This window comes from Mesorhizobium sp. B2-4-12 (genome assembly GCF_006441575.1).
GTDB lineage: Bacteria > Pseudomonadota > Alphaproteobacteria > Rhizobiales > Rhizobiaceae > Mesorhizobium.
On the sequence record NZ_VFVC01000006.1, the window covers coordinates 106,419 to 131,612 of the forward strand.

General features: G+C 63.4%; 25 protein-coding genes. 9 read left to right on the plus strand and 16 right to left on the minus strand.

The features are described from left to right. Positions 1-9 precede the first annotated feature (9 nt). From recF to FJ934_RS05980, 3 genes are all read left to right on the plus strand, one after another. Positions 10-1,143 carry a DNA replication/repair protein RecF gene (gene recF, locus FJ934_RS05970; RefSeq protein WP_140607719.1) on the plus strand — a complete coding sequence of 378 codons (1,134 nt, stop codon included), beginning with the start codon at positions 10-12 and terminating at the stop codon, positions 1,141-1,143. 146 nt (positions 1,144-1,289) lie between these two features. After that, on the plus strand, positions 1,290-2,042 hold the full coding sequence (locus FJ934_RS05975; RefSeq protein WP_140607721.1) for a molybdopterin-synthase adenylyltransferase MoeB: 753 nt from the start codon (positions 1,290-1,292) through the stop codon (positions 2,040-2,042). Positions 2,043-2,044: 2 nt separating this feature from the next. Then, positions 2,045-2,533 (plus strand): GNAT family N-acetyltransferase, encoded by a 489-nt coding sequence (locus tag FJ934_RS05980; RefSeq protein ID WP_246671441.1) that lies wholly within the window; start codon positions 2,045-2,047, stop codon positions 2,531-2,533. 32 nt (positions 2,534-2,565) lie between these two features. Here FJ934_RS05980 and FJ934_RS05985 read toward each other — a convergent pair whose 3' ends face one another. Next, the gene (locus FJ934_RS05985) at positions 2,566-3,567 is read right to left on the minus strand and encodes a D-glycerate dehydrogenase (protein ID WP_140607722.1); all 1,002 of its coding nucleotides are present in this window, start codon (positions 3,565-3,567) and stop codon (positions 2,566-2,568) included. Between the two features lie 148 nt (positions 3,568-3,715). On the opposite strand from FJ934_RS05985, the gene FJ934_RS05990 reads away from it, so the two are divergent. After that, positions 3,716-4,276, plus strand: a complete 561-nt coding sequence (locus FJ934_RS05990) for an SH3 domain-containing protein (RefSeq protein ID WP_140607724.1) — start codon at positions 3,716-3,718, stop codon at positions 4,274-4,276. Here FJ934_RS05990 and FJ934_RS05995 read toward each other — a convergent pair. Beyond that, a complete protein-coding gene (locus tag FJ934_RS05995; RefSeq protein WP_181165532.1) occupies positions 4,266-4,646 on the minus strand; it encodes a DUF4260 domain-containing protein in 381 nt (126 codons plus the stop codon). The genes FJ934_RS05990 and FJ934_RS05995 overlap by 11 nt on opposite strands. Positions 4,647-4,693: 47 nt before the next feature. Next, complete coding sequence (gene irrA / locus FJ934_RS06000) at positions 4,694-5,125, minus strand: iron response transcriptional regulator IrrA (protein WP_181165535.1); 432 nt, start codon at positions 5,123-5,125, stop codon at positions 4,694-4,696. 242 nt (positions 5,126-5,367) lie between these two features. On the opposite strand from irrA, the gene fabA reads away from it, so the two are divergent. The 4 genes from fabA (at position 5,368) to FJ934_RS06020 (ending at position 9,700) form a co-directional block, all read left to right on the plus strand. After that, entirely contained in the window at positions 5,368-5,886 is a 519-nt protein-coding gene (fabA, locus tag FJ934_RS06005; protein ID WP_127276870.1) for a 3-hydroxyacyl-[acyl-carrier-protein] dehydratase FabA, read from the plus strand. A gap of 49 nt (positions 5,887-5,935) precedes the next feature. Beyond that, entirely contained in the window at positions 5,936-7,156 is a 1,221-nt protein-coding gene (gene fabB, locus FJ934_RS06010; RefSeq protein ID WP_140607730.1) for a beta-ketoacyl-ACP synthase I, read from the plus strand. Between the two features lie 30 nt (positions 7,157-7,186). After that, complete coding sequence (fabI, locus tag FJ934_RS06015) at positions 7,187-7,990, plus strand: enoyl-ACP reductase FabI (protein ID WP_140607732.1); 804 nt, start codon at positions 7,187-7,189, stop codon at positions 7,988-7,990. Between the two features lie 165 nt (positions 7,991-8,155). Continuing rightward, positions 8,156-9,700 carry a bifunctional diguanylate cyclase/phosphodiesterase gene (locus FJ934_RS06020; RefSeq protein ID WP_140607734.1) on the plus strand — a complete coding sequence of 515 codons (1,545 nt, stop codon included), beginning with the start codon at positions 8,156-8,158 and terminating at the stop codon, positions 9,698-9,700. A 15-nt stretch (positions 9,701-9,715) separates the two neighbouring features. On the opposite strand, the gene FJ934_RS06025 is transcribed toward FJ934_RS06020, so the two are convergent. From FJ934_RS06025 to rimP, 10 genes are all read right to left on the minus strand, one after another. Further along, positions 9,716-10,726 (minus strand): class I SAM-dependent methyltransferase, encoded by a 1,011-nt coding sequence (locus FJ934_RS06025; protein WP_140607736.1) that lies wholly within the window; start codon positions 10,724-10,726, stop codon positions 9,716-9,718. A 128-nt stretch (positions 10,727-10,854) separates the two neighbouring features. Continuing rightward, the gene (pnp, locus tag FJ934_RS06030; RefSeq protein ID WP_140607738.1) at positions 10,855-13,002 is read right to left on the minus strand and encodes a polyribonucleotide nucleotidyltransferase; all 2,148 of its coding nucleotides are present in this window, start codon (positions 13,000-13,002) and stop codon (positions 10,855-10,857) included. 410 nt (positions 13,003-13,412) lie between these two features. Then, positions 13,413-13,787: a 30S ribosomal protein S15 gene (rpsO, locus tag FJ934_RS06035; RefSeq protein ID WP_281406662.1), complete on the minus strand. Its 375-nt coding sequence runs from the start codon at positions 13,785-13,787 to the stop codon at positions 13,413-13,415. A gap of 77 nt (positions 13,788-13,864) precedes the next feature. Continuing rightward, positions 13,865-14,959, minus strand: coding sequence for a magnesium/cobalt transporter CorA (gene corA / locus FJ934_RS06040; protein ID WP_140607740.1), 1,095 nt, complete (start codon positions 14,957-14,959; stop codon positions 13,865-13,867). Between the two features lie 44 nt (positions 14,960-15,003). Next, entirely contained in the window at positions 15,004-15,981 is a 978-nt protein-coding gene (truB, locus tag FJ934_RS06045; protein ID WP_140607742.1) for a tRNA pseudouridine(55) synthase TruB, read from the minus strand. Continuing rightward, positions 15,981-16,421, minus strand: a complete 441-nt coding sequence (gene rbfA, locus FJ934_RS06050; RefSeq protein WP_140607744.1) for a 30S ribosome-binding factor RbfA — start codon at positions 16,419-16,421, stop codon at positions 15,981-15,983. The genes truB and rbfA overlap by 1 nt, the downstream gene beginning before the upstream one ends. Positions 16,422-16,543: 122 nt before the next feature. Further along, positions 16,544-19,123, minus strand: a complete 2,580-nt coding sequence (infB, locus tag FJ934_RS06055; RefSeq protein WP_140607746.1) for a translation initiation factor IF-2 — start codon at positions 19,121-19,123, stop codon at positions 16,544-16,546. Beyond that, positions 19,120-19,770 (minus strand): RNA-binding protein, encoded by a 651-nt coding sequence (locus tag FJ934_RS06060; protein WP_140607748.1) that lies wholly within the window; start codon positions 19,768-19,770, stop codon positions 19,120-19,122. The genes infB and FJ934_RS06060 overlap by 4 nt, the downstream gene beginning before the upstream one ends. A gap of 38 nt (positions 19,771-19,808) precedes the next feature. Further along, positions 19,809-21,404, minus strand: a complete 1,596-nt coding sequence (nusA, locus tag FJ934_RS06065; protein ID WP_140607750.1) for a transcription termination factor NusA — start codon at positions 21,402-21,404, stop codon at positions 19,809-19,811. Positions 21,405-21,453: 49 nt separating this feature from the next. Next, entirely contained in the window at positions 21,454-22,101 is a 648-nt protein-coding gene (gene rimP / locus FJ934_RS06070) for a ribosome maturation factor RimP (RefSeq protein WP_140607752.1), read from the minus strand. 206 nt (positions 22,102-22,307) lie between these two features. On the opposite strand from rimP, the gene FJ934_RS27905 reads away from it, so the two are divergent. Then, positions 22,308-22,568 (plus strand): hypothetical protein, encoded by a 261-nt coding sequence (locus FJ934_RS27905; RefSeq protein ID WP_181165536.1) that lies wholly within the window; start codon positions 22,308-22,310, stop codon positions 22,566-22,568. Here the strand turns inward: FJ934_RS27905 and FJ934_RS06080 are convergent. The 3 genes from FJ934_RS06080 to FJ934_RS06090 form a co-directional block, all read right to left on the minus strand. Then, positions 22,558-23,259 (minus strand): tRNA (guanosine(46)-N(7))-methyltransferase TrmB, encoded by a 702-nt coding sequence (locus FJ934_RS06080; protein ID WP_140607754.1) that lies wholly within the window; start codon positions 23,257-23,259, stop codon positions 22,558-22,560. The genes FJ934_RS27905 and FJ934_RS06080 overlap by 11 nt on opposite strands. Positions 23,260-23,288: 29 nt before the next feature. Beyond that, entirely contained in the window at positions 23,289-24,554 is a 1,266-nt protein-coding gene (gene metK / locus FJ934_RS06085) for a methionine adenosyltransferase (RefSeq protein ID WP_140607756.1), read from the minus strand. Positions 24,555-24,722: 168 nt separating this feature from the next. Next, entirely contained in the window at positions 24,723-25,142 is a 420-nt protein-coding gene (locus FJ934_RS06090; RefSeq protein ID WP_140607758.1) for a helix-turn-helix transcriptional regulator, read from the minus strand. Positions 25,143-25,194 lie beyond the last annotated feature (52 nt).

Sequence of the window (25,194 nt, forward strand, 5' to 3'; positions counted from 1 at the left end):
GGATAGCGGTTGCCGGTACAAACCCATATAAGTAAGCTAATACTTACTAACTTTCGCAATTATGCGGCGCTGGCGATCGATCTCGCCCCCGGCCTTGTGGTCTTTTCTGGTGACAACGGCGCCGGCAAGACCAACCTTCTCGAAGCCATCTCCTTTCTGACGCCGGGACGCGGCCTGCGCCGCGCTCCTTACGCGGATGTCGCGCGCGAGGGCGGCGACGGCGGTTTTGCGCTGCACGCCCGGCTCGACGGACCTGGCGGCCAGATCGAGATCGGCACCGGCATTTCCGGCGGCGAGAGCGAGGGCGGCAGGCGGGTGCGGATCAACGGCGCCAACGCGCGGTCGGCCGAGGACATGCTGGAATGGCTGCGCGTCGTTTGGCTGACGCCCGCCATGGATGCGCTGTTCACCGGACCGGCGGCGGATCGCCGGCGCTTTCTCGACCGGCTGGTGCTGGCGATCGACCCTGGTCACGGCCAGCGCGCCCTCGACTACGAGAAGGCGATGCGCGGCCGTAATCGTCTGCTGACCGAAGGCTCGCGCGACGACCGCTGGTTCGACGCGATCGAGACCCAGATGGCCGAAACCGGGGTGGCGATCGCCGCGGCGCGCGCCGAGATAGTGCGCCTGCTGGCCGCCATGATCGACAGGCTGCCCGACAGGGGACCGTTCCCGCAGGCCGACATCGGCCTCGCGGGCGATCTGGAAGCCGAGATCGCAAGCGCGCCGGCGGTCGATGTCGAGGAGCGGTTCCGGCGGACACTCATGGAAAGCCGTGACCGCGACCGCGCCGCCGGGCGCACGCTCGAGGGGCCGCACCGTTCGGATCTCGTGGTCCGGCACCGGCCCAAGGCGATGCCGGCAGAGCTCTGCTCGACCGGTGAGCAGAAGGCACTGCTGGTCGGCATCGTCCTGTCGCATGCAAGGCTGACCGGCGAGATGTCCGGCATGACGCCGATCCTGCTGCTTGACGAGATCGCCGCGCATCTCGACGGCGGACGGCGGGCGGCGCTATTCTCGATCCTGGAGGAATTGAACTGCCAGGCTTTCATGACGGGAACCGATGCGGCTCTGTTTTCCAGCCTGCTGGGCAGGGCGCAGTTCCTGACGGTCGACCACGGCAAGGTTAAGCCAACCGCCTAGATTGCATGCATGTAGCCCAAAACCGCTCGACACTTTTGGGCGACGCGATCTTGTCGCATGCATGTCGGTACCCCAAAACCGCTCGACACTTTGGGCGACATGCATGAAGACCTGACAAGGTTTTTCGGCCACGATATGGTCCTGATATGACCACTGCGCTCACCACCGACGAGATCGAACGTTATGCCCGCCACATCGTGCTGCCCGAGGTCGGCGGCGCGGGCCAGCAGAAGCTCAAGCAAGCGCGTGTCCTGGTGATCGGCGCGGGCGGGCTGGGGGCGCCGGTGCTCGAATATCTTGCGGCGGCTGGCGTCGGCACGCTCGGCATAGTCGACGACGACACCGTGTCGCTCTCCAATCTGCAGCGTCAAGTCATCCACGGCACCGATACGGTCGGCATGCTGAAAACCGATAGCGCCAAGGCGGCGATCATCCGCATCAATCCCAACACCACGGTCGAGACGCACACATTGCGGCTGAGCGCGGACAACGCCCCTGCCCTCGTTGCCCGCTATGACATCGTCGTCGACGGTTCCGACAATTTCGAAACCCGCTATACGGTGGCCGACGCCTGCGCGAGCGAAAGAAAACCGCTGGTGCATGCCGCTGTCGGACGCTTCGACGGTTCGGTGACGGTGCTGAAGCCATTCGAGGACGGCAAGGATGGCAAGCCGAACCCGAGCTACCGCGACCTCTTTCCCGAAGCCCCCCCGCCGGGCTTGGTGCCGTCCTGCGCCGAGGCCGGGGTGCTCGGCGCGCTGACCGGCGTCGTCGGCACGCTGCAGGCGATGGAGGCGATCAAGCTGATCGCCGGCATCGGCGAGCCGCTGGTCGGCCGGCTGCTGCTCTACGATGCGCTCGCCGCGCGCTTCGAAACGATCCGCTACACCAGGCGCTGACCTTGAAGCAGACCGTGCCCTTCTCCGTCATCCGCATCCCCGCCGATTTCGACCGCTGGGATGATGTGCTTGCCCTGATCATGCAGGCCTTCGCCTCCATGGACGGCGTCATCGACCCGCCATCCTCGGCCCATTTGCTCACCGTCGACACGTTGCGTGACAAGGCTCGGCGGGAGACCGGCTTCGTGGCGCTCAACGACGGCAGGATCGTCGGCTGCATCTTTGCTCTCGAACGGGAGGACGACTTTTATGTCGGCAAGCTCGCCGTCGCACCGGACTGGCAGGGGCAAGGCATTGGCCGGCAACTGATGCGGGCGGTCGAACATCTTGCGCTCGACCGCGGCAAGGCGGCGCTGGAACTTCAGACACGGATCGAACTCATCACGAACCATGCCGCCTTCGCCTGCCTCGGCTTCCACGAGACCGAACAGACGGCGCATGAAGGCTACGCCAGGCCGACCTCGATCACCATGCGCAAAACCATTTCGTAAGCTTCGGCTTTCACTTGAAGGACGGCGAGGCGTCAGGTCCTGAGCGGCAACACGCGGTCCGGCGGACGATGCCCGTCAACGAAGGCCCTGATATTGATGATGACCTTCTCGCCCATGTCGATGCGGCCCTCGAGCGTCGCCGAGCCCATATGCGGCAAGAGCACGACCTTGCCTTTGGCGGCGAGCTTGAGCAGCTTGCCGTTCAGGGCCGGCTCGTGCTCGTAGACGTCGAGGCCGGCGCCGGCGATCTTGCCGTCCTGGATCAGCTTGACCAGCGCTTCTTCATCGATGATGTCGCCGCGCGCGGTGTTGACGACATAGGCCGTGGGCTGCAGCAACGCCAGTCGCCGCGCCGACAAGAGGTGGAAGGTCGCGGGCGTCGACGGACAGTTGACCGAGATGATGTCCATGCGGGCCAGCATCTGGTCGAGGCTTTCCCAATAGGTCGCCTCCAGCCCGTCCTCGACCGCCGGCAGCACGCGATGGCGATTGTGATAGTGGATGGAAAGGCCGAAGGCCTTGGCCCGCCGGGCAACGGCCGTGCCGATGCGGCCCATGCCGACAATGCCGAGCCGCTTGCCCCAGATGCGCCGGCCAAGCATCCAGGTCGGCGACCAGCCGGCCCATTTCTTGTCTCCGGTCAGCACGTTGGCGCCTTCCGCGAGCCGGCGTGGCACCGCCAGCATCAGCGCCATGGTCATGTCAGCGGTATCTTCCGTGAGCACATTGGGCGTGTTGGTGACGGTAATGCCCCTCTTGGCCGCCGCCGCCACGTCGATCTTGTCGACGCCATTGCCGAAATTGGCAATCAGCTTGAGGTTGTCGCCGGCCTGGGCGATCAGCGCCGCGTCGATCTGGTCGGTCACGGTCGGCACCAGCACGTCGGCTTCCTTGACCGCGGCAACCAGCTCCGGCTGCGTCATCGGCCTGTCCTCGACATTCAGCCTTGCATCGAACAACTCGCGCATGCGGGTCTCGACCGGGTCGGGCAGCTTTCGCGTGATGACCACGAGAGGCTTCTTTTTGCCTACCATTGTTTCCCTCGTTGAGACCTCTTTAACCAAGACCGGCGAAACTGAAAGCCGGTCGCGGTAGCCGATTTACCCATGTAACAAGCGGTGCCGCCGAAGACAAAGAAAAAGGGGCGCCGCAGCCGCCGGGCCGGCACCGAAAGGAACGAAAGTGTCTGGTTTCGCGTCGCTTCGCCTGACCCTCAGCGCAGCATTTCTCGGCGCTCTCCTTTATTCTCCGCTTGCCACGGCGCAAAGCGCGGCGGCACCGGCCCAGAGCGCCGTCACGCTCGGACCGAGCGGCCTGCCACTGCCGCGATTCGTCAGTCTCAAATCCGGCCGCGTCAACTCGCGCGTCGGGCCGGGTGCCAACTATTCGGTCGACTGGATGTACCTGAAGGCCGGGCTGCCTATGGAGATCATCCAGGAGTTCGATACGTGGCGCCGCGTGCGCGATGCGGACGGTTCGGAAGGCTGGATCAACCAATCGCTGCTCTCAGGCCGACGCACCGCCATCATCGCGCCCTGGCAGCGCGGCAAGGGCGCCCAAGTCAATCTTCTCAAGAGCCCCGACAAGGATGCCAGGGTGGTGGCCATCGTCGAGCCGGGCGTCATGGGCACGATCAAGGCCTGCGACGGCCAGTGGTGCGAAATGACGCTCGCCGGTCATACCGGCTGGCTCTCCCAGTCCGCAGTGTGGGGCGCCTATCCAGGCGAGCGGGTCAAGGACTGAGCGTCTCGCGTTTACGCCCGATACGGCCGAGATGGGTGTTCTGGAAACCGGTTGACAGCTTGAGGCCATAGCCAAGCGCACGGTCGATGGCGATGTGAGCGATCCAGATCAGTGCGACCGCGTTTGCCGTCGCATTGCCGGCCAGGCGACCAGCGAGCAACAGCAGCACCGGTACGATCACGATGTGCAGGGCGTTGTAGGCGATGGCACCGATGCGCGGGCCACCGAGATAGCCCAACATCGACAGGTCCGGCGCCAGGATGAGCAATCCGAAGAGCCACCAGGAAACCCCTGTTGAACCGTAGAAGACGACAGCGGCCATGGTCACGACAGCCCATTCGAGCCGGACTATCAGGTCGAGCGGTTTCATCCCAGGCAGATTATTCTGGCCGGGCCGATTGGTCTGGCCCTCGCCTGTCATTCCTGGCGCTTGGCGCGCAGCCTCACGACGATGTCGACATTGGCGATTTCCATACCCTCGGGCGGGTCCGGCAGGTTGGTGACCGTCACCGGGCCGTTGGCGATGTCGAAAATCCGGTTTTCGCCTTCGATGTAGAAATGATGGTGGTCGGAGGTGTTGGTATCGAAATAGGTCTTGGCACCTTCGACGGCGAGGATGCGCAGTAGCCCCGCCTGGGTGAACTGGTGGAGTGCGTTGTAGACGGTGGCCAGCGACACCGGCACGCCGGCGGCCAGCGCCTCCTCATGCAGTTCCTCGGCGGAGAGATGACGGTCGCCCTTGGCAAAAAGCAGGTTGGCCAGCGCTATGCGTTGGCGCGTCGGCCTCAGCCCCGCTTCCCGTACGCGCTTGTCCACAGCGACATTTTCCTTCCGGCAGCCCCGGTCCATCTGGTCTTCCAAGCTCACAGTCCCGCCTCAAGGCACGCCCAGAATGGCAAAAAAATGAATGTCTGCCGAAACCGGACCCCTGTTGACATATATTCTGTCGTCCGAATGCGATCAATAGCGCGCATTGACCCGGGCAGACTGGCGGGTTAAGCGCAAACGCCGGTTTCCGGCCTGAAACAGATTGTGTTAGGACACCAACGACAAGGGCGCGCTATCGCCCGGACGATATGGGGACGAGATTGATGGCGGGTTCGAAATCCAGCTACGACTACGAAGAATTGCTGGCCTGCGCCCGCGGCGAGCTGTTCGGAGAGGGCAATGCCCAGTTGCCCTACCCGCCGATGCTGATGTTCGACCGCATCACCGAGGTCAGCGAAACCGGCGGCGCCTTCGACAAGGGCTTCATCCGCGCCGAATTCGACATCAAGCCGGACCTGTGGTTCTTTGCCTGCCATTTCATCGGCAATCCGATCATGCCGGGATGCCTCGGCCTCGACGCTTTGTGGCAATTGACGGGTTTCTATCTCGGCTGGCTCGGCGAACCCGGCAAGGGAATGGCGCTGTCGACCGGCGAGGTAAAGTTCAAGGGCATGGTCACGCCATCGGTCAAGAAGGTCGAGTATGGCGTGGATTTCAAGCGCGTGATGCGCGGCCGGCTCGTGCTGGGCATCGCCGATGGCTGGATGAAGGCGGATGGCGAGCCCATATATGCGGCGACGGACCTGAAGGTCGGTTTGTCCAAGCAGTCGGCGGTCGCTTGACCGCAGCCCTGGCCCGCCCTTTGGCCGGCATCCCTGGAAGGAGTTGCGAATGAGACGTGTCGTAGTCACAGGCCTCGGCATCGTGTCGTCGATCGGCAACAACGCCAACGAGGTGCAGACCTCGCTGCATGACGCCAGATCCGGGATCAGCTTTTCCGATTCCTTCGCCGAGCATGGCTTCCGCTGCCAGGTCTGGGGTGCGCCGACACTCGACCCGTCCGCCATGATCGATCGCCGCGCGATGCGCTTCCTGTCGCAGGGCGCGGCCTGGAACCATGTCGCCATGGACCAGGCGATCGCGGATGCCGGCTTGAGCGAAAGCGACATCACCAATGAGCGCACCGGCATCGTCATGGGCTCGGGCGGCCCCTCCACCCGCACCATCGTCGAAGCGGCCGAAACCACGCTCAAGAACGGCAGCCCCAAGCGCATCGGCCCCTTCGCGGTGCCGAAGGCGATGTCGTCGACGGCGTCGGCCACCTTGGCCACGTGGTTCAAGATCCATGGCGTCAACTATTCGATCTCGTCGGCCTGCTCGACCTCGGCGCATTGCATCGGTAATGGCTATGAGCTGATCCAGTGGGGCAAGCAGGACATGGTCTTTGCCGGCGGTCACGAGGATCTCGACTGGACAATGTCGGACCTGTTCGATGCGATGGGCGCCATGTCGTCGAAGTTCAATGACCGGGCATCGACCGCTTCCCGCGCCTACGACGCCAATCGCGACGGCTTCGTCATTGCAGGCGGCGCCGGCGTGCTGGTGCTGGAAGAACTGGAGCATGCCAAGGCGCGCGGCGCCAAGATCTACGCCGAGATCGTCGGCTACGGCGCGACCTCGGACGGCTACGACATGGTCGCGCCTTCGGGCGAAGGTGCTATCCGCTGCATGCGGCAGGCCCTGTCGACGGTTACCGAGCCGGTCGATTACATCAACACCCATGGCACCTCGACGCCAGTGGGGGATTCCAAGGAAATGGGCGCGATCCGCGAGGTGTTCGGCGAGAAGATGCCGTTCATCACCTCGACGAAATCACTGACCGGCCATTCGCTGGGCGCGGCCGGCGTGCAGGAATCCATCTATTCGATCCTGATGATGCAGGGCGGCTTCATCGGCGAAAGCGCCCATATCGAGACGCTTGATCCTGAATTCGAGGGCATGCCGATCGTGCGCAAGCGCATCGACGACGCCAAGATCGACACCGTCCTGTCAAATTCCTTCGGCTTCGGTGGCACCAACGCAACGCTCGTTTTCCAGCGCTATTCCGCATAAGGCCTGGTTTTTGTAGAAGGATTGGCGGCCATGGATGGATTGATGAAGGGCAAGCGCGGGCTTGTCATGGGGGTCGCCAACGATCATTCGATCGCCTGGGGCATCGCCAGGAAATTGTCCGAACATGGGGCGGAACTGGCGTTCACCTACCAGGGTGAGGCCTTCGGCCGCCGGGTCAAACCGCTCGCCGACAAGCTCGGCGCCTCACTGGTCGTTCCCTGCGACGTCGAGGACAGCGCTTCGGTCGCCGAAACTTTCGAGACGCTTGGCAAGGCCTGGGGCGGGCTGGACTTCGTCGTCCATGCTATCGGCTTTTCCGACAAGAATGAGCTGAAAGGCCTTTACGCCGACACCAGCCGGGACAATTTCATCCGCACCATGGTGATCTCCTGCTATTCCTTCACCGAGGTGGCCCGCAATGCCGCGCCGCTGATGAAGGATGGCGGCTCGATGATCACGCTGACCTATGCCGGTTCGGTCCGCGTCATGCCGAACTACAACGTGATGGGCGTCGCCAAGGCCGGGCTCGAGGCCAGCGTGCGTTATCTCGCCAACGACTACGGCCCGCGCGGCATCCGGGTGAACGGCATCTCGGCGGGACCGGTGCGCACACTCGCCGGCGCCGGCATTTCGGACGCCCGCCACATGTTCTCCTACCAGCAGCGCAACTCGCCGCTGCGCCGTACCGTGACCATCGACGAGGTCGGCGGGTCGGCGCTTTATCTCCTCTCCGACCTCGCCTCCGGGGTCACCGGCGAAATCCACTATGTCGATTCCGGCTATCACATCGTCTCGATGCCGACGCTGGACGAATTGAAGCAGACGGATGGCTGAGGAGCGGATTTGCGGCCACCCGCTTTGCGGGACATGTATCCCGACGTTTGGAAATCGCTTCATTCCAGGAAAGAAATAGTCCTCTCCGGTAAAATTGGATGCATTCGCGGAAAGCCATTTTAAGAAGGCTCCCGCTATAGAGTCCCGCAATCTGGGGACCTTTCAATGCCTGCTGTCAGCAACCCGAAGCGAACACCGGTGTTCCGACTGCTCACGATAGCAAGTTCGGGTATCGGCAGTTTCATCCTCGGCATCTGGGGCCTGAAGCACGGTCTCGGCAACGGGTTTGCCGGCATGTCGGTGGACATGATGGTCGCGATCACGGCCGCGCTTTGCGCGCTGGCGGCATCGGTGGCGGCAATGTCTTTCTTCGCCGGCATCGATGAATCGGCGGATTTCGTCTTCAACGAGACCCATTTCGACAAGCTGACCGGGTTGCTGGCCCGCCCGGCGATGGTCGGCAAGATCGCCGAGGCGGCATGCACCACGCGCCGGACCGGAGAACCGGTGTTCCTGATCGACATCGACATCGACCGGTTCAAGCAGATCAACGACGCGATCGGCTACACCCAGGGCGACGAGTTGATACGCGCCTTCACCAAGCGGCTGAAAACCTGCGTTCCCGCGCGCACCGTGATCGGGCGCATTGGTGCCGGCGAGTTCGCCGTGCTGCTTCAGGATCACCAAATCCAGGGAACGATGGAAAGCATGCTCGAGAGGCTCATCGACGAGATGATGGAGCCCTATGAACTCAGCAGCCATCAGCAATCCGTGAGCCTTTCGGTGGGTATCGTGGCCATGCCCAAGGATGGCATCGACCCGGTCCTCATCCTGCGCCGCTCCAACCTTGCGCTGCAGAACGCGCGCGCCAGCGGCGTCGGCAACTGGTCGGTCTTCGACAGCGAGATGGGGCGGGTGGCCGACTATCGCCAATGGGTCGAATCCGAACTGCACACCGCCTTCGAACGCGGAGACTTCGATCTGCACTATCAGCCGCAACTCGATCTGCCGACCGGCCGCATCGTCGGCTATGAAGCGCTGATCCGCTGGAATCATCCAGAGCGTGGCATGATCCCGCCGATGGAGTTCATCCAGATCGCCGAGGAGACGGGGATGATCAACCCGATCGGCGAATGGGTTCTGCGCAAGGCCTGCAGCGACGCAAGCCATTTGCCGGACGACTGCTTCGTGGCTGTCAACATCTCGCCGGTCCAGTTCATGACCAAGGACTTCGTCGGCATCGTGCGCGACACGATGAGGACCACCGGCATCAAGCCGTCACGGCTGGAACTGGAAGTCACCGAGACGGCGATGATGCAGGACCGTGACCGCGCGGCCGCCATCCTGAAAGAGCTTGCCGAGATGGGCATATCCGTGGCCGTCGACGATTTCGGCACAGGCTATTCGAACCTCAGCTACCTGATCGACTTCTCGTTCGGCAAGCTGAAGATCGATCGTTCCTTCGTCAGCCGCATCGATACGGATTCCAGTTCCGGCGCCGTCGTCTCGACCATTGTCGGGCTTTCGCGTGCGCTCGGCGTCAGCATCATCGCCGAAGGCGTCGAGACCGAGAGCCAGGCAACGCTGCTGCGGGCGGCAGGCTGCGAAGTCGTGCAAGGCTACCTGTTCGGGCGGCCGGCGCCGCTGAAGGTCGGGGTCGTCGATGGGCACGCCGGCGAGGACATGCGGCGCGTCGCCACTCTGCATTGAGGGCGCCTGCTTATATCAGCGCCGAGCGGAAAACACCTTGAACATACCGTCGCGGGCAAGCTCGGCGTGGCTGGCAAAGGCGGCCGACAGCACGGGCTCGTAGGGAAGCTGGCGGTTGGCGACCATGAACAGCCTGCCGCCGGGCTTCAACGCCTTGGCTGCGGCACGGATCATGCCGGCGCCGATCTCCGGCTCCGCCGCGCGGCTGCGGTGAAAGGGCGGGTTCATGGCGATGACGTCATAGCGGCGCTCGACAGTCTCGGCGAGCAGATCCGTCCAGAAGAAGCCCAGCGCCAAGGTGTTGCCGAGGTTGCCCTTGGCCGCCTCCAGCGCGTCAAAATCGGCCTCGTAGAGATCGAGAGCCGACAGGCCTGGCGAGCGGGCAGCCATCTCAGCCGCCACATACCCCCAGCCGGCGCAGAAATCGGCCGCGCTGCCACGCAGATCACCAGGCAGGTTGTCGACCAGCAGTTTCGAACCCGCGTCGACGCGGTCGAAGGAGAACATACCTGGTGCGGTGTGGAACCGGTCCTCGACCAGCAAGGCGGGATTGGCGGTGCGTAAGGCGATGACAGCCTGCATGTCCATCGGCCGGCGCAGCCAGAAAGCGATGCCGTGATATTTCGGCATATGGCCGTCGAGCGGTACAAGCTCGTCGATGCGCTTGCGTAGGCTGGCAATGCCGTCGTCCTTGCTTCCGGCAATGACGATCAATCCGCCCGGCGCCAAGCGCTGGAGAGCCTCCGCGACGCGCAGTTCGTTCTGGCCGCGATGGCGGCCGGCGATCACCAGCGCGGCTTCAAAACCATTACCCGCCGGTTGCGGCGTGACCGCGAAGCCAGCCGCCTGCAATGCACGGAAATAGGGCCGGAAGCCTTGGACAAGATGCAGAGTGGCGGCGAAGCCCTGGGGCAAGCGCAGGCCGGGTTCGGCGCCGAGGAAAAGGACGCGTTCGCCCTTGCTTGGCAAGGCAAGAGCCTCGGCCTCGAACGGATGGAAAAGCGTCTTCAGCGCCTCAGCAGACATGTCCCCCTGCCCTTTGGTGTCTTGCGCAATTCCGGACGGAAATCCGCTTCGCACCTTTCCTGGAATTGCTGCAAACGAAAACGGGCGCGACAACAGCCGCGCCCGCTTCGATTTCGTTGTCAGATCGCTCAGGCGGCGTCTTCTTCGCCTTCGGCCTTCTTCTCGCGCACGATTTCCTTGCCAGTCGCCTGGTCGACGACCTTCATCGACAGGCGAACCTTGCCGCGCTCGTCGAAGCCCATCAGCTTGACCCAGACCTTGTCGCCTTCCTTGACGACGTCCGAGGTCTTGGCAACGCGCTCATTGGCGAGCTGCGAGATGTGGACGAGACCGTCACGCGGGCCAAAGAAGTTGACGAAGGCGCCGAAGTCGGCGGTCTTGACGACCGTGCCTTCGTAGATTTCGCCGACTTCCGGCTCGGCGACGATGGTGTGGATCCACTTCTTCGCCGCCTCGATCTCCTTGGCGTTGGAGGAAGCGATCTTGACTGTGCCGTCGTCCTCGATGTTGATCTTGGCGCCGGTCTTCTCGACGATCTCGCGGATGACCTTGCCGCCGGAGCCGATGACGTCACGGATCTTGTCGGTCGGGATGTGCATGACCTCGATGCGCGGCGCGAACTCGCCGAGCTCGGCACGTGCGCCGGACAGCGCATGGGCCATTTCGCCGAGGATATGCAGGCGACCGTCCTTGGCCTGGCCGAGGGCGATCTGCATGATCTCCTCGGTGATGCCATCGATCTTGATGTCCATCTGCAGCGAGGTGATGCCGTTGGCGGTCCCGGCTACCTTGAAGTCCATGTCGCCGAGGTGATCCTCGTCGCCCAGGATGTCCGACAGCACGGCGAAGCGCTCACCTTCCTTGATCAGGCCCATGGCGATGCCAGCAACCGGCTTGGCCAGCGGCACGCCGGCATCCATCAGCGCCAGCGAGGTGCCGCAGACCGTGGCCATCGACGAGGAACCGTTGGACTCGGTGATCTCCGAGACGACGCGCAGCGTGTAGGGGAACTGGTCGGCGCTCGGCAGCATCGGGCGGATGGCGCGCCAGGCGAGCTTGCCGTGGCCGATTTCGCGGCGGCCCGGCGAACCCATGCGACCGGTTTCACCGACGGAGTAGGGAGGGAAGTTGTAGTGAAGGAGGAACTTCTCCTTGTACATGCCGGTCAGCGAATCGACATACTGCTCGTCCTCGCCGGTGCCGAGCGTGGCAACCACCAGCGCCTGGGTCTCGCCGCGGGTGAACAGCGCCGAACCATGGGTACGCGGCAGGACGCCGACTTCGGAGACGATCTTGCGGACAGTCTTGAGATCACGGCCATCGATGCGCGAGCCGGTGTCGAGGATGTTCCAGCGCACGACCTTGGCCTGGAGTTCCTTGAACACGGAGCCGATCTGCTCGGAAGTGTATTTGGGATCCTCGCCCTCGGCCGGAGCAAATGCGGCCTTGACCTTCGCCTTGACGGCGTCGACGGCGGCATAGCGCTTCTGCTTGTCGGTGATCTTGTAGGCGTCGCGGAGTTCGTCGCCGACGATCTTCAGCATCTCGCCTTCGAGCTCGGAATAATCCGGCGCGGTGAAGTCGCGCGGATCCTTGGCGGCGACTTCGGCCAGCTTGATGATGGCGTCGATTACCGGCTGGAAGCCCTTCTGGCCGAACATCACGGCGCCGAGCATCAGCTCTTCGGAAAGTTCCTTGGCTTCGGATTCGACCATCAGCACGGCGTCGGTGGTGCCGGCGACGACGAGGTCGAGCTTGGATTCCTCCATCTCGTCAATGTGCGGGTTGAGAACATATTCGCCGTTGATGTAGCCGACGCGGGCGCCGCCGATCGGGCCCATGAAGGGAACGCCAGACAGGGTCAGCGCGGCCGAGGTGGCGACGATCGACAAGATGTCCGGGTCATTTTCGAGATCGTGCTGAACGACGGTGACGACGATCTGGGTGTCGTTCTTGTAGCCGTCGGCGAAAAGCGGCCGGATCGGGCGGTCGATGAGGCGGGAAACCAGCGTTTCCTTCTCGCTCGGACGGCCTTCGCGCTTGAAATAGCCGCCCGGGATCTTGCCGGCGGCATAGGTCTTTTCCTGGTAGTTGACGGTCAGCGGAAAGAAATCGAGGCCGGGCTTGGGCTCCTTCATCGAAACGACGGTGGCGAGAACCACGGTCTCGCCGTAAGTGGCAAGCACGGCACCGTCAGCCTGGCGCGCGATCTTGCCGGTTTCGAGGATGAGCGGGCGGCCGCCCCATTCGATTTCCACTTTGTGTTGATTGAACATGTCTTGTCCTTTGTATGAGGAAGGACCGCGCCGTTTTCATCATGCGCGGGTGCCCTTTCCTCTGGCTTCCTTTCTCGGGCAGCCACGGGCAAGACAACGGGAAGCTCGGGTTTGACCGGCACAATGGCCATACGAGCGTCCTGCAATCCTGCCCCATGACCGTCCATGGGTGACTTCGAGTGGCCCTCTGCGCGCTCGAAGCCGGATATGGCCAATCGATCGACTGGCCTGCGCATGACCCCGAAAACCACGGCTTACGGAACGCGTCATGCGCAAATTCAGCTTTTCGGAGCGTCCGTCCGGCATCCAGATGGGTGCGCGGCGCTCCAGTCCTGCATTCGAGTTCGGGTTGGCCCGATGCTCAAATGCGCGACCGGCGGACTCCCTGTGGGAGCCCGCCGGTCAATTCGTCAACGGCGCAGACCGAGCTTCTCGATCAGTGTCTGGTAGCGCGCGTCGTCCTTGCGCTTGAGATAGTCAAGCAGGCTGCGGCGCTGGGACACGAGAGCGAGCAGACCACGGCGGGAATGATTATCCTTCTTGTGGTCCTTGAAATGGTCGGTCAGGTTCTTGATGCGCTCGGAAAGGATGGCCACCTGGACTTCCGGAGACCCGGTATCGCCCTTGGCGGTAGCGAATTCACCCATCAATTCCTTCTTGCGCTCGGCAGTAATCGACATCGTGTTTTTCCTTATCTGTTCGAGGAAACGGGTCGCCCTCAGCCGGGATGTCGTCCAGCAGGGGCCGGTGCAAGCAAAGCGTCCTAGCGCTATGCTGCGGCGCATATAGTGCAATTCCCGGCAAAACACCAGCCCAATTCACGAAGCCGGCTTTTCAGCTCAAGTACCAAACTTTGTACCGGTTACAGCCATTTCTTCCATTTGAAAAAGGCGATCAGCCCAGCGGCGATAACGGCCATGAACAGCAACGACGCGGGATAGCCGTAATAGGCCTTCAGCTCCGGCATGTTCCAGGGCGAACTCCCGGGATCGAAGTTCATGCCCCAGACGCCAACCAGGAATGTGAGCGGCATGAAGATGACCGAGACGATGGTGAGATAGCTGATGACATCGTTGGTGCGCGCCTGGCTCAGCGACAGATGCATCTCGATCAGTCCGGTCAGCATGTCGCGCTGGGTCTCCACCAGCTCGATCAGCCGGAGCGAATGGTCGAGCGTGTCGTTGAGGAAGACCTTGGTCTCGGCTCTGACACAGGCCACGTCGTTGCGGATCAGCGTCGCCAGGGCATCGCGCATCGGCCAAAGCACGCCCTTCAGCACATTGGCGTCGCGCCGCAATTCATGCAGCTGCCGCATCTGGTGCTTGTGCGTCGAATGCAGCATCTGGTCCTCGATGCCGTCGACCAGGTCGCCGGCCGCCTCGATCGGCGGGAAATAGCTGTCAACGATGGCGTCGATCAGTGCATAGGCCAGATAGTCGGCGCCGCGCGTGCGCAACCGATTGGGCGCCGAACTCTCGATGCGCTTGCGCACGGGATCGAACGGATCTCCCTCGCGCTCCTGGAAAGTGACGACGAAGTTCTCGCCGAGGAACACAGCGATCTGTTCGTAGCGATGCGCGGTGATATCGTCGATCATGCGCACGACGACGAAAACATGATCCTCGAAGAAGTCGACCTTCGGCCGCTGGCCGGTGTTGACGACGTCCTCCAGCGCCAGCGGGTGCAGGCTGAAGATGCGGCCGATCTCCTCGATCAGCTGGATGTTGGCGAGACCAGTGCAGTCGAGCCAGATTACCGGCCATTTGTGGCAATTGGCCTCGACGTCGTCGATGCTGGCATTGTCGATGGTCTTGAATTTCTGCGGCGAGATCAGGGTCAGCCGCAGTTCGGAGCGCCGCGCCGCCGGATCGGCGATCAGCGTGCCCGGCGAGGCGCCGACCGGCGGCCGCCGCGTCTTCACCGGCGCCCGCTTTTTCACCGCCTCGGCCTTTGCCATGTGCCCCCCGATCTTAAAGTCCAACCGAAGTTAGACGAGAGCCATCAGCCGGCAAAGACCCGCTTGGGCTTGAACATGCCCTGTTCGATCGCGCCGATGGCAACCAGCTTGCCGCGTGCCGTCGCGCAGGCTTCTTCAGCCTCCACCGGCGCATCGCGGCCACGAATGATGACCGGGTTGCCGAGACGGATCTTGGTCGCGGCGTCATCGCTGATGGCGATCTGCGGCAGGCAATCGAGAGCCGCTGACGTATCGACAAGAAGCGCATCGATCGCGTCGAAGTCGATCGGCGCGTCCGGGGCGTCGCCGCCGTCGTCCGAACCTGACTTGTCTTCACCTTGCGCGCCGAAGCGCGCCGCCTCAAGTTCGGCGATGGTAACGAAATCCTGCGGCGTGAACGGCTCGACCTCGACCCGGCGCAGGTCGGAAACATGGCCGAAGCAGCCGAGGTCGCGGCCCATGTCACGCGCCAGCGAACGCACATAGGTGCCCTTGCCGCATTCGACCTCGAAAACCGTGTAATCGGCGCCGTGCTCGACGACGTCGAGACGCCCGATCTCGATCTCGCGCGGGGGGATGTCGACCGTCTCGCCTTCGCGGGCGAGGTCGTAGGCGCGTTCGCCCGCGATCTTGACGGCCGAGAATTGCGGCGGCGTCTGCATGATGACGCCGGTGTATTTCGGCAGCAGGGCCCGCACCTCGGCTTCGGTCGGACGCAGGTCAGAGCTCTTCGTCACCGGCCCTTCAAGATCGTCGGTGGAGCGCTCATCGCCCCAGGCGACGGTGAAACGATAAATCTTGGCGCCGTCCTGCACGTAAGGCACGGTCTTGGTGGCTTCGCCGAGCGCGATCGGCAGCATGCCGGAAGCCAGAGGGTCGAGCGTACCGGCGTGGCCGGCTTTTTCGGCCTGGAACAGCCATTTGATCTTGGACACAGCCTCGGTCGATCCCATGCCGACCGGCTTGTCCAGCACCACCCAGCCGGAGACCGGCCGACCCTTTTTCTTGCCGCGACGCCCCATTATTCGCTGTCCCTGTCGTCTTTGACCCTGTCGTCTTTGTTCTTGTCGTCGTCCGCATCAAGATCGCGGGCCACTTCGGGCGACTTCAGCAGGTCGTTGATCCTGGCGAAATTGTCGAAGGATGTGTCCAGCCGGAAGCGGAACTCCGGCATGTATTTCATTTGCCTGAGCGCACCGGAGACACGGCCGCGGACGAATTTCGCATGCTTGTTGAGCGCTTCGATGACGGCGCCGGCATCCTTTGCACCGAGCGGGGATACAAAGGCCGTGGCGATCTTGAGATCGGGCGACATGCGCACTTCGGAGACCGAAACGACCGAGTTTTCAATCAACGGGTCGATGATCTCGCCGCGCTGCAGGGTTTCGGAAAGCGCATGGCGCACCTGCTCGCCAACGCGCAGCATGCGCTGGGATGGACCGGATGTGGTGGAACGGGGCATTTTTCTCAATCCTGAAAGCGTGAGGCGCGGGATGGGACCGTGCCGCATGTCTCAAACAGTTCTCAACAGGCTTTGGGCGGCGGTCTTACGACCACCGCCCGATACCGACAAGTCACTCGAACTCAGAGTGTCCGGGTCACCATCTCGACGCGGAAGCACTCGATGATGTCGCCGACGCGCATGTCCTCGTAGTTCTGGAAGGCCATGCCGCACTCCTGGCCGACGGGGACTTCCGCAACCTCGTCCTTGAAGCGCTTCAGCGTCTTCAGCGTGCCTTCGTGGATGACGACATTGTCGCGGATCAGGCGCACGCCCGCGCCGCGCTCGACCTTGCCTTCGGTGACACGGCAGCCGGCGATCTTGCCGACCTTGGTGATGTCGAAGATCTCGAGGATCTCGGCATTGCCGATGAAGGTTTCGCGACGCTCCGGCGACAGCAGGCCCGACAGAGCCGCTTTCACATCATCCACGAGGTTGTAGATGATCGAGTAGTAGCGGATCTCGATGCCCGCGGCCGCGGCCGCTGCACGCGCCTGCACATTGGCACGGACGTTGAAGCCGATGATTGCCGCGCCCGAGGTCTCCGCCAGGGAAACGTCGCTTTCGGTGATGGCGCCGGCGCCGGCGTGGACGATGCGCGCACGCACCTCGTCGGTGCCGAGCTTGTCCAGCGCGGCATTGATCGCCTCGATCGAACCCTGAACGTCGCCCTTGATGACCAGCGGGAATTCCTTCAGCCCGCTCGTCTGCAACTGCGACATCATCTGTTCGAGCGAGCCGCGCTGACCGGCATGCTTGGCAACCGCCTTCTCGCGCGCCAGACGCTGGCGGTATTCGGTGATCTCGCGGGCGCGAGCCTCGTTGTTGACGACCGCGAAGCGGTCACCAGCCTGCGGCGTGCCCTGAAGGCCGAGCACCTCGACCGGCATCGCCGGCGGCGCTTCCTTGATCTGTTCGCCACGATCGTTGACCAGCGCGCGCACCCGGCCCCATTCGTTGCCGGCGACGAGAATGTCGCCCGGCATCAGCGTGCCGGTCTGCACCAGCACTGTGGCGACGGGGCCGCGGCCCTTGTCGAGCTGGGCCTCGATGACGACGCCCTCGGCGGTCCTGTCCGGATTGGCCTTCAGGTCGAGGATTTCGGCCTGCAGCAGGATCGCTTCGAGCAGCTTGTCGAGATTGGTGCCCTTGGTCGCCGACACTTCGACGTCAAGCACTTCACCGCCCATCGATTCCACGAACACCTCGTGGCGCAGCAGTTCGGAGCGCACCTTCTGCGGATCGGCGTCATGCTTGTCGATCTTGTTGATCGCCACGATAATCGGAACGTTGGCCGCCTTGGCATGGCTGATCGATTCGATCGTCTGCGGCATCACGCTGTCGTCGGCAGCCACCACGAGAATGGCAATGTCGGTGGCCTGGGCGCCGCGGGCGCGCATCGCCGTGAAGGCGGCGTGGCCGGGCGTGTCGATGAAGGTGATCTTCTGACCGTTCTTCTCGACCTGATAGGCGCCGATATGCTGGGTGATGCCGCCGGCCTCGCCGGACACGACATTGGCGTTGCGGATCGCATCCAGCAGCGAGGTCTTGCCGTGGTCGACGTGACCCATGATGGTCACGACCGGCGGACGCGGCACCAGGTCTTCCGGACGATCGGCGATGTTGAACAGGCCTTCCTCGATGTCGGACTCGGCGACGCGGCGGACCGTGTGGCCGAATTCGGTGGCGACCAGCTCGGCCGTGTCGGCGTCGATGACGTCGCCCGGCTTCAGGATCTGGCCCTGCTTCATGAAGAACTTGACGACATCGACCGCACGTTCGGACATGCGCTGCGCCAGTTCCTGGATGGTGATGGTCTCGGGCAAGATCACTTCGCGCATGACTTTCTCGCGCGGTTCATTGTGCATCGCGCGCTTGAACTTCTCCTGACGGCGACGCATCGACGACAGCGAACGGGCCCGCGCATCCTCGTCGGAAAGCGCGGAATTCAGTGTCAGCTTGCCGCGGCGACGGTCTTCCTCGCCCTTGGTCGGCTTGGCCGGACGCGCCACTTCGGGCGTGACCGGGCGGCGTACCGGCGCCCCGGCGCCAGCCCGCTTCGGCTTGACCTCTTCCTCTTCGTCCGATGTCGCCAGTTCGGCGGCCTGCGGCGCGCGGCGGCGTGCCTCTTCCTCGGCGCGGCGGCGGGATTCGGCTTCGGCCTGCAGGCGCGCTTCCTCCTCGGCCTGCCGGCGCGCGGATTCCTCGCGCTCACGCTTGCGGCGCTCTTCTTCCTCGGCGCGGCGCTTGGCCTCCTCGGCGGCGCGCTGGCGGTCCTCGACTTCGCGAACCTTCGAGCCCTCGAGTGCCCTGCGGCGCGCTTCCATTTCACTGCGCGACAATTCGTTCAGCACCATGCCGCTGCGCTCGACCGGAGGCGGCGGGGGCGGCGGCGCCTTGGGCGCTTCCTGCACGACGGGCGCGACAGCCGCGACCGGCGGCTTTGGCGTGAAAACAGGCGCAGGGGCAGCGGCTACCGGCTCCGGCCTGTCGCCGGGCAGCGAGAACTTGCGCTTCTTGGTCTCGACCACGACCGACTTGGTACGGCCATGCGAGAAGTTCTGGCGCACGGTGCCCTGTTCCATGCCGGGGCGCTTCAGCGTCAAGGTCTTCTTCGGCGTAACACTCAACGTCTTGTCGTCGCCCGATTTCGTATCGCTCATTCCATATCCTCTGCGGCCTCATCTTCGTCAGCAACGGCCGCAAGCATTGCCAGATCGTCCGGGGTACCGCCCCGATACCGGTCGAGCGCAACCATGCGCTTCTGGACCGCCTTACCCGCGTCTCCCGCGAGGACGGCAGCATGTATCACATTTGTACCCCCCAATGCCAAGCTCAACTCGGCCTCGGAGAAAAGTTTGTAGGCAAGGATGGAAGGGCCGCCAATATGGACGGTCGCCCGCCGCGCCTGGCTGATCTTGCGTACGCCATCGTCGGACGCTTCGGTCGCGTGGAGCACGAAAAGCGCCAGCCCGCCGCGCACCGCGCTCTCCACCTTGGTGGCACCCAGCGCTATCGCGCCTGCCTTGCGGGCGAGACCCAGCATGCCAAGCGCGGATTTGGAGAGCAACCCGTCGACCATGCCGCCCAGATTGGGCGGCACAACCACCTGTGCCTTGAAGGCGCGGGCAAAGAGGTTTTTGGCCGCCGCCGTGTCGATATGTAGGCGGTCAGCACTCACCCAGCAACCACGGCCGGGCAGATTTCTCTTAAGATCGGGAACGACGGCCGAATCCGGGCCGACGACGAACCGGATCAGATCATCCGGTTCGGCCTGCTTGCGGGTGACGATGCAGGTGCGATCGTTCATCTCGTCCAGGGGCGGGTTCTGTGCGATGCGGTTTCACCTCACGCACCAACGGCTTCGTCAGCCGATGCTTCTTCGGCCGCGAGCTCGTCCTCGGAAATCCAGCCGGCCTTGAGACGGGCGGCGAGCACCATCTGCTCGGCGTCGGCGCGCGAAACGCCGTGATTGGCCAGCACGCCGGGGTACACCTTGGTTTCGCCGTCCTTGCGTTCCTTCCAGCCGGTCAGGTCGTCGGCGGCATAGCCGGCGAAATCCTCGATCGTCTTCACGCCGTCTTCGCCAAGCGTCACCATCATGGCGGTGGTGATGCCGGGGATTTCGCGCAGCTCGTCCTTGACACCCAGCGCCTTGCGCTTCTCGTCATGCTGGGCCTCGATCTTCTCCAGATATTCGCGGGCGCGGGTCTGGATTTCCGAAGCGGTGTCCTCGTCGAAGCCATCGATCGAGGAGATTTCGCCGGAATCGACGTAGGCCACTTCCTCGACGCTGGTGAAGCCTTCCGAGGCAAGCACCTGGCCGACCATTTCGTCGACGTCGAGGGCTTCCATGAACAGCGCCGAGCGCTCGACGAATTCCTTCTGCCGCCGCTCGCTCTCTTCCTGCTCGGTCAGGATGTCGATGTCCCAGCCGGTGAGCTGCGAGGCAAGGCGCACGTTCTGGCCGCGACGGCCGATGGCCAACGACAGTTGATCGTCCGGCACCACAACCTCGATGCGCTCGGCATCCTCGTCGAGAACCACCTTGGCGACTTCGGCCGGCTGCAGCGCGTTGACGATGAAGGAAGCGGCCGAGGGCGACCACGGAATGATGTCGATCTTCTCGCCCTGCAATTCGCCGACGACCGCCTGGACGCGGCTGCCGCGCATACCGACGCAGGCACCGACCGGATCGATCGAGCTGTCGCGCGAGATGACGGCGATCTTGGCGCGTGAGCCCGGGTCACGGGCGACCGACTTGATCTCGATGATGCCGTCATAGATTTCCGGCACTTCCATGGTGAAGAGCTTGGCCATGAACTGCGGATGGGTGCGCGACAGGAATATCTGCGGGCCGCGCTGCTCGCGGCGCACGTCGTAGACGTAGGCACGGACGCGGTCGCCATACTTGTAGTTCTCGCGCGGGATCAGTTCGTCACGGCGGATGATCGCCTCGCCACGGCCGAGATCGACGATGACATTGCCATATTCGACGCGCTTGACGGTGCCGTTGACGATCTCGCCGATGCGGTCCTTGTATTCGTCGTACTGGCGGTCGCGTTCAGCCTCGCGCACCTTCTGCACGATGACCTGCTTGGCGGACTGGGCGGCGATGCGGCCGAAATCCATCGGCGGCAGCTGTTCGGCGATGAAATCGCCGAGCTGAGCGTCGGGATTGCGCTCCCGAGCAGAGGAAATGGCGATCTGCGTGGCATAATCGTCGACCTTTTCGACCACTTCCATCAGCCGCTGCAGCTTCATCTCGCCGGTGTTCGGGTTGATGTCGGCACGGATATTGGTCTCCTGACCGTACCGCGAACGCGCCGCTTTCTGGATCGCATCGGCCATGGCGGCGATGACGATCGACTTGTCGATCGACTTTTCACGCGCGACCGCGTCGGCAATCTGCAGCAGTTCAAGTCTGTTGGCGCTTACAACCATGTTCTTTCTCCCGAGCCTGTTTGCCGGACCTTCGGGTCCGGCAGCTCAATCAACTTTCCTGTTCGTGTTCTTCCGTGGCGTCCGTTTCCGCACCCTCTGGCACGTCGTCGTCCGGCTCGCCGCGGCGTTTCTTGGCTTCCTTGCGCGCCCTGTTGTCCTTCGACAAGGCATCGCGGATCAGGTCGTCGGTCAGGATCAGGCGCGCCTCCGCGATCGCATCGTAGGGCACGCGCACCGTCGGCTCCTCGCCATAGGCCGCCTTGTCGCGCTCGATCAGCACGTCATTTTCGCCGGCTTCGGCGATCTTGCCCTTGAAGCGCTTGCGGTCGGCGACGACGACCGACGTCTCCATCTTCACCAGGTGGCCAGTCCACGCCGTGAAATCCGACTTGCGGACCAGCGGCCGGTCGATGCCGGGAGAAGAGACTTCCAGATGATACGCCTTCTCGATCGGATCGTCGACGTCGAGCGCCGGCGACACCGCGCGGCTGACCGCTTCGCAATCCTCGACGGTCATGGTGCCGTCCTCGCGCTCGGCCATGATCTGCAGCGTCAGCCCGTTCTGACCGGACAGTCGCACGCGCACCAGGCGAAACCCGATGCCGCGCAGCACGGGTTGGATGATCAGCGCGATGCGCGCATCGATGCCGCTTTCGCGGATGATGCGGTCGTCACCTTCGCTTGCCGTTGCAGTCATCTAATCCCTGTCGTTCTTTTCGAACCTATCGGCAGGTAATAAAAAAGAGCGGGACCGGGTGGACCCACTCTTCGTCATACCGACCAAGAATTTGAAGCTGATATAGACGATCCGGGCCGGCCTTTCAAGTCCGCTGTGCCGGGGCGGCAAAAGCCCTGACGGCGTCCGCGCTGCTTCAGACGCATGGCCCCCATGCGGCAATCCCTGTGAGCGCCGACAGGATGCTCCTATCTGTTAGCCACGACACGAACAGAATTGCCGCGCGAAAGGACAAGATCATGAGCAACCGCAGAATATTTTCCGCCTTGGGCGATCTCTTCACAACGTTCGGCAGCGTCGTCGCCGCATCGCGCGCCGTGGAAGCCGGCCGCAAGCCGCGCGCGGAGGACCTGCGCAAGCTTGGCTGGATCCGGCTGTGTTCAACCGAATCGACCGCTTCTGAGCCTGCCGGAAGGCTTACGTCCTGATGAAAGTCAGGTAGGCGGGCGGCCGGCCCTCGCGAATGGCCTTCGCCTCGTAACGGGTGCCTGGCCAGCCATCGTAAGGGCGATGCCAGTCCGCCGCTTCCGCGGCCTGCCATGCGAAGGCGCCATGCGCCCGGCAATGCAGCAAGGTCCAGTTCACATACGTGTCGATATCGGACGCGAAGCGGAATTTCGAACCCGGCTTCAGGACACGCGCGAAACGGTCGAGATTGACCTGGCTGACGAAGCGCCGCTTCCAGTGCTTCTTCTTCGGCCAGGGGTCGGGATAAAGAAGATCAATGCCGTCCAGCGAGGCCGAGGGCAGCCAGTCGAGCAATTGCGTGGCGTCGTCGTCATAGACCCTGAGATTGGCAAGCGGCCTTTCCCGAATCGCCATCATCATCTTGGCCATGCCGTTGACGAAGGGCTCGACGCCGATGAAGCCGATCGTCGGCGCCTCGACGGCGCGATGCAGGAGATGTTCGCCACCGCCAAAGCCGATTTCGAGCCGCACGGCCGAAACGTCAGCTTCAAACAGAGTGCGCAGATCCGGCGGCGCCGCGGTCGCCAGATCGAGCCGATAGGCGCCAAGGCCGCTTTCCAGGGCCGCGGCCTGCTGCGGGCGAACGGGCTTGCCGCGCCGACGACCGAAAAAGGCTTCGGTCGTACGGCTTGGCCTGTCTTGCGGGCTCATCTGGTTGGGCGCAGGGTCCGTCGTGGCGCTCAGGCCGCGACGGCATCCTTGAGCGCCTTGGCGAGGTCGGTCTTCTCCCAGGAGAAAGACCCATCACGGCCGGCCTTGCGACCGAAATGACCGTAGGACGACGTCTTGGCGTAAATCGGCTTGTTGAGGTCCAGGTGGCGGCGGATGCCCGACGGCGACAGATCCATCACGCTGCGCAGCACGTCTTCGAGCTTTGCCTCGTCGACCTTGCCGGTGCCGTGGAGGTCGACATAGACCGACAGCGGCTGGGCGACACCTATGGCATAGGAAAGCTGGATGGTGCAGCGGTCGGCAAGTTTCGCCGCCACGACATTCTTGGCGAGGTAACGCGCCGCATATGCGGCCGAACGATCGACCTTGGTGGTGTCCTTGCCGGAGAAGGCGCCGCCGCCGTGAGGTGCCGCGCCACCATAGGTGTCGACGATGATCTTGCGGCCGGTGAGGCCCGCATCGCCGTCTGGCCCGCCGATGACGAACTTGCCGGTCGGGTTGATGTACCACATGCAATCGTCGGCGATCTTGAGGTCGCCAAGCGCCTCGCGGACGTAGGGTTCCACGACCTTGCGGACCTTCTTGGAGTCCCAGGTCGAGTCGAGATGCTGGGTCGACAGGACGATCTGCGTCGCCTCGGCCGCCTTGCCATCGATGTAGCGGACAGTGACCTGGCTCTTGGCATCCGGTCCGAGCTTGCCCGCCTCGCCGTTGTTTTCGTGACGGGCGGCGGCCAGCAGTTCGAGGATCTTGTGGCTGTAGTAGATCGGCGCCGGCATCAGGTCCGGCGTCTCGCGGCAGGCGTAACCGAACATGATGCCCTGGTCGCCGGCGCCTTCCTCACCCTGCCGGTCGGCGGCGTTGTCGACGCCCTGGCCGATGTCGGGCGACTGGCCATGCAGCAGGACCTCGATCTTGGCCGTCTTCCAGTGGAAGCCTGCCTGCTCATAGCCTATCTCACGGATCGCCTTGCGGGCGACGGATTTGAATTTCGCCGGGTTCACGACAGGGTGCCCCGCCGCGTCCTTGAGGATGTTACCGGCCTTGTCCTTCTTCAGCAGCGTCTCGGGGACGCGCACCTCACCGGCGATGACGACGCGGTTGGTGGTCGCCAGGGTCTCGCAGGCAACGCGGACTTTCCATGGGTCCATGCCGGTCTTCTTGGCTTCACGATAGACCAGATCGACGATCTCGTCGGAGATCCGGTCACAGACTTTGTCGGGATGGCCCTCGGCAACGGATTCCGAGGTAAAGAAGTAGTTCTGCCGCGTCACGGGTGTCCCCTCTTGAAAACGATCGGCGGGCTGCCGATTTTGGCGCGCCACGTGTTAGCGGGGCAGAGCGCCGCTCGTCAAGCGTTGCCGCCGTTCTGGCATGAATGTCGACGCCGACATCTTGTGCCACCGGCGGCTGGTTGCCGCCGGTTCGAAGCGCATCGCGGATCAGTCGAGATCGTCCGCTGCGAGCGATTTCACCAAGTCGATGATCCTGCGGCGCACCTTGACATCGGCGATCTTGACAAAGGCGCGGTTGAGCTGAAGGCCTTCCGGGCTGCCGCAGAATTCGACGGCAAAAGCCATCGAGGCATCCTCGGCAAAGCCGCGGTTGGCCGCAGACTCCTGACCCGGCGCATCCTCGAAAAAGAAGGCGACGGGCACGCCGAGTATCGAGGCAATCGCCTGCAGGCGGCTGGCGCCGACGCGATTGGTGCCCTTTTCATATTTCTGGATCTGTTGAAATGTGATGCCGAGATTTTCGCCCAGCTTTTCCTGGCTCATTCCGAGCATGTTGCGGCGGAGCCGAACCCGGCTTCCAACATGGATGTCGATCGGATTCGGTTTCTTCTTGTTTTCTTCTGTCATTTTTTCCTCGCCGAATTTTTTCGGCTTTGTGTTTTTTTCCTGCCCAAAGAAA

Excerpts from the sequence above, each read along its gene's own strand:
- FJ934_RS05975 (WP_140607721.1), top strand. The coding sequence starts at position 1,290 with ATGACCACTGCGCTCACCACCGACGAGATCGAACGTTATGCCCGCCAC.
- FJ934_RS05985 (WP_140607722.1), bottom strand. The coding sequence starts at position 3,567 with ATGGTAGGCAAAAAGAAGCCTCTCGTGGTCATCACGCGAAAGCTGCCC.
- FJ934_RS05995 (WP_181165532.1), bottom strand. The coding sequence starts at position 4,646 with ATGAAACCGCTCGACCTGATAGTCCGGCTCGAATGGGCTGTCGTGACC.
- irrA (WP_181165535.1), bottom strand. The coding sequence starts at position 5,125 with ATGGACCGGGGCTGCCGGAAGGAAAATGTCGCTGTGGACAAGCGCGTA.
- fabA (WP_127276870.1), top strand. The coding sequence starts at position 5,368 with ATGGCGGGTTCGAAATCCAGCTACGACTACGAAGAATTGCTGGCCTGC.
- fabB (WP_140607730.1), top strand. The coding sequence starts at position 5,936 with ATGAGACGTGTCGTAGTCACAGGCCTCGGCATCGTGTCGTCGATCGGC.
- fabI (WP_140607732.1), top strand. The coding sequence starts at position 7,187 with ATGGATGGATTGATGAAGGGCAAGCGCGGGCTTGTCATGGGGGTCGCC.
- FJ934_RS06020 (WP_140607734.1), top strand. The coding sequence starts at position 8,156 with ATGCCTGCTGTCAGCAACCCGAAGCGAACACCGGTGTTCCGACTGCTC.
- FJ934_RS06025 (WP_140607736.1), bottom strand. The coding sequence starts at position 10,726 with ATGTCTGCTGAGGCGCTGAAGACGCTTTTCCATCCGTTCGAGGCCGAG.
- pnp (WP_140607738.1), bottom strand. The coding sequence starts at position 13,002 with ATGTTCAATCAACACAAAGTGGAAATCGAATGGGGCGGCCGCCCGCTC.
- rpsO (WP_281406662.1), bottom strand. The coding sequence starts at position 13,787 with ATGCGCCGCAGCATAGCGCTAGGACGCTTTGCTTGCACCGGCCCCTGC.
- corA (WP_140607740.1), bottom strand. The coding sequence starts at position 14,959 with ATGGCAAAGGCCGAGGCGGTGAAAAAGCGGGCGCCGGTGAAGACGCGG.
- truB (WP_140607742.1), bottom strand. The coding sequence starts at position 15,981 with ATGGGGCGTCGCGGCAAGAAAAAGGGTCGGCCGGTCTCCGGCTGGGTG.
- rbfA (WP_140607744.1), bottom strand. The coding sequence starts at position 16,421 with ATGCCCCGTTCCACCACATCCGGTCCATCCCAGCGCATGCTGCGCGTT.
- infB (WP_140607746.1), bottom strand. The coding sequence starts at position 19,123 with ATGAGCGATACGAAATCGGGCGACGACAAGACGTTGAGTGTTACGCCG.
- FJ934_RS06060 (WP_140607748.1), bottom strand. The coding sequence starts at position 19,770 with ATGAACGATCGCACCTGCATCGTCACCCGCAAGCAGGCCGAACCGGAT.
- nusA (WP_140607750.1), bottom strand. The coding sequence starts at position 21,404 with ATGGTTGTAAGCGCCAACAGACTTGAACTGCTGCAGATTGCCGACGCG.
- rimP (WP_140607752.1), bottom strand. The coding sequence starts at position 22,101 with ATGACTGCAACGGCAAGCGAAGGTGACGACCGCATCATCCGCGAAAGC.
- FJ934_RS06080 (WP_140607754.1), bottom strand. The coding sequence starts at position 23,259 with ATGAGCCCGCAAGACAGGCCAAGCCGTACGACCGAAGCCTTTTTCGGT.
- FJ934_RS06090 (WP_140607758.1), bottom strand. The coding sequence starts at position 25,142 with ATGACAGAAGAAAACAAGAAGAAACCGAATCCGATCGACATCCATGTT.